This is a genomic window from Dehalococcoides sp. (genome assembly GCF_041654235.1).
Lineage (GTDB): Bacteria > Chloroflexota > Dehalococcoidia > Dehalococcoidales > Dehalococcoidaceae > Dehalococcoides > Dehalococcoides mccartyi_B.
Window position 1 is genome coordinate 1 of sequence record NZ_JBAZDW010000106.1, and the last position, 3,287, is coordinate 3,287.

Genomic DNA, 3,287 nt, shown 5'->3' on the forward strand with positions numbered 1-3,287 from the left:
GCAAAGATCTACAGGGCAAAACTATCTCTGTTGGACTAGTCGCATGTCACGGGTACAACAATACAAAACAATTTTTTAAAGATTCTACGTTTATTACTAAAAAAAGTGAGGGATATGTGTACAAGAATAATGTGTCAACCGATCAAACGCTTGTCGGAGTTTACCCGAGTAGTAACCCGGTTGTATATACAACCACTTCTGGAGATATATCTTCGCTGTTCTTCGCTGATCAAGCCGATTTTTATGTAAAATGTAGGGTTTATGTTTATTCCCCTACGTCAAGACCAGCAACCGGATATTACTTTATATATTCGTTAGTTGGCAGTCCCATCAATGCAGGAGGTGTATCTTTAACAAGAGGAGGATCACTCCATGAGTTCGTTGAGGGAGCTTCAAACGATAACACCATATCCAATATTGGGGGTTTTTTCCTCATTGATAATAGATCGTCTGTTTTAGCATACGGGGATGCATTTCAGATTATCGGAACAGTACCTACCGATTTAAGTTCAGACACTACCTATTACTGCACGACAGCATTAGGGAATACCCAATATGAACCATTCAATTTCAACACTTCTTTAAATGCAAACTCACAGGTATTATTTACAGGAACTGGAGCCGCCGATACCGGAATCCAAAAAGTCGGTTCTTCCGGTGGAGGAACGTTGATTAATACTGAACCGACCGTCTGGCTATACGGATGGGGATATGCAATTCCATCTGGATCTACAGTAGCATTATCAATTCCTGGAGTTTCGGCGAGTAGGGCAACAACAACTGGAACCCCGGTAGAATCAACTGATGGAAATGGGGTAAAATACACAGCGGTAACCCTGACGGATTGGCTCACAACAGATTATTCAAATAAAGGGTTTTTCCTGAATAAAAGATTGTATGTAAATGAAGATTTGGGTTGGGTTTAATTCAGGATGTTTCCAGTATCCCCGGATTGTGCTCCAATAATTGTAAGTGCCCCATTCACAATATTTCCAATAAAATTATTTACGTTTGAATTACCTGATTCAACAATACTAGTTGTGTCATTATGACACCTATTATTTGAGATTATATTTCCAGAACTGTTGACAAGGGAAATATTCAAATCTGTAGACGTGCTTGCACAGGCATTACTTGATACTACTGTATTAGATCCACCACTTAACAGAACATCAGAATCGTTATTATATTTAAAATTGCATCCGATTATGTTATTATCAGATCCATATATAGAAATCCCGGGTTTGGATATCATAATATTACACCCAGAAATTATATTTTCCGAACTGTTTTCATCCATTGTTATGCCCGGGGCGGAGGGAGTGGTTGAATTATTGGCATTACATTCACATCCATTGATCTTTACCTTTCCAGAATATACTAATGCGATCCCTCCGGAAACCGCATCTGTGAAAGAACAATTAGAAACATTTACATAATCTTTTTGATTTAAGTAGATGCCGTAATTACATATGATAGAATGGCAGTTGGTAAGGTATGTGCCCTCATCCCACCCAGATCCACCAACTACTAAACCGGTAAAATAGTATCCATATAAGGTACACCCCGTCGTATAACATCCGATCATGTTTGTTGCCCAGCACATATTATTATAAAATCCTGTGCCACACGATTTTGCATAACAATTAGTAATATGAAGAAAGGCACAGAGATTTAACGAAAATCCTTTTAAAAAACCTTCAACATGGATGTTCTCAATCCGTAGACCCTCTGCCATTTCAGACGGGCCAGAATACCCAGAAATGTAAATTCCTACCGAATTTGTATGGGCAGTACCTTTTAGGAGTCGAAGATCCGAAATTGTAATATAATCATCGCCCGACACACCCCCTACGACTTGAATAGCATAATATGCAGTACTGCTACCATTATTGTTTGCCGTAATATCTGTGGCGATTGCACCAGCACCGTGTATTCTCACTCCTATTGCGGGTTCGGGTATTGTAATTGCTTGTAAAATGGTATATGATCCCGCACGGATACCTATTGATCCTCGCGCCCCTGCCAGATCAACTAAAGCCGCATTGATAACAACTGCTGCATCAGTAGTAGAGGTTTCTGCAAGAAACTCCCCTAATGTGTTGTTGTATGCCCTGTAGGTACCACCATCATTGAAAATAATAATATCATCAATATCGCTATATCCGATATTTTTCAATACAAAGGCAGTGGTTGCAAGTTGTGTTGTGTTCGTTCTGACTGCCGCAGTAGGTGCTGCTGGTGTTCCCGTGAAGGTTGGATTGTCGATTGGGGCAAATCCAGTATGACCGGCATCTGCATATGCAAGATGTGAAAGTGCAGCGTGGTCAGAAGTTCCCTCCCCCCCGGAGGGTGTTGACCAATTTCCAGCGCCATTCATATATTGGGTATTATCCCCAGGGAGTTTTTTTAGCAATCCGTGTGCAGATGTTGTTGCATTTAGATCGGTATTATCATCAGGAGCTGCGCAATCATCCAATTTTGGTACTGCGTGAACATGTTCAGAACCACCTTCATTGAAATGCTGCCCTAATGGGATATAAATTCCCCCGTCGTCGCTGACAAAGGCTAAACTATCTTTTAAAACCCTTCCAGTAGTGCCGTCCCATTTCGCTACCATTCCTTCAGTTGATGCGTCGGGGCCTTGGACTTTCCTTTTTATTTCAGTTGTTCTTGCATTATGATTTTCAGCCGTATCAATGGTTACGTTATCTTCTACTGGGTCATCCCATGCCATAACGATGTATTATGTATCAAAGCTTTAATAACGTTTACCAGACTTATAACAAGTAAGATTGTTATGACTGGATCGGATGCTACATTTGGTGTGGCTGTTTTTGGTGAAAAGATTTTTGGAGTTGGTTCCACCCCAATCACCGCAGAGGTTCTCATAGGAGAAGAGACGGTTACAATTGAGGCATCTGGACTAGACTCTACATACGGATATTATATTGATATTGACGATCCGGAAGATCGGGTTACCAGTTCTACAAAGAAATGTTATCCTCATGGAGTGGGTGCTCTAGTTGCAAGTACAAACTATACCGAATCTGCGCCAGAATCAACTTCTCCTTTTGCGTTATATGGTCTTACATCGACAACCACCACGGTTGATAACAATATTACATACGGAGACCTGGATGCTTATGCAACGTCTTTACTGCTCGGATTTGGTGCATTTTACAAGAAGGCTACTTGTTGGGCTCCCATTATCACGTGCGGAGTAAAACGGGTTGGGAAAGGGGCTGCATCACCATCTACATTTGATATCAGCACTCCGCCACGAG

2 protein-coding genes and 1 pseudogene are annotated in these 3,287 nt (G+C 41.1%); 2 read left to right on the plus strand and 1 reads right to left on the minus strand.

Annotation, left to right across the window (positions count from 1 at the left end; genetic code table 11):
- Window positions 1–926 (plus strand): annotated as a pseudogene (locus tag WC259_RS08185) (hypothetical protein); the annotation flags it as partial.
- On the opposite strand, the gene WC259_RS08190 reads toward WC259_RS08185, so the two are convergent.
- Entirely contained in the window at window positions 923–2,737 is a 1,815-nt protein-coding gene (locus WC259_RS08190; protein WP_372644222.1) for a right-handed parallel beta-helix repeat-containing protein, read from the minus strand. The pseudogene WC259_RS08185 and the gene WC259_RS08190 overlap by 4 nt on opposite strands.
- 63 nt (window positions 2,738–2,800) lie before the next feature.
- Between WC259_RS08190 and WC259_RS08195 the strand changes: the two genes are divergently transcribed.
- Window positions 2,801–3,287 (plus strand): hypothetical protein (locus WC259_RS08195; protein ID WP_372644226.1); only part of this gene is annotated, 487 nt, incomplete at its 3' end.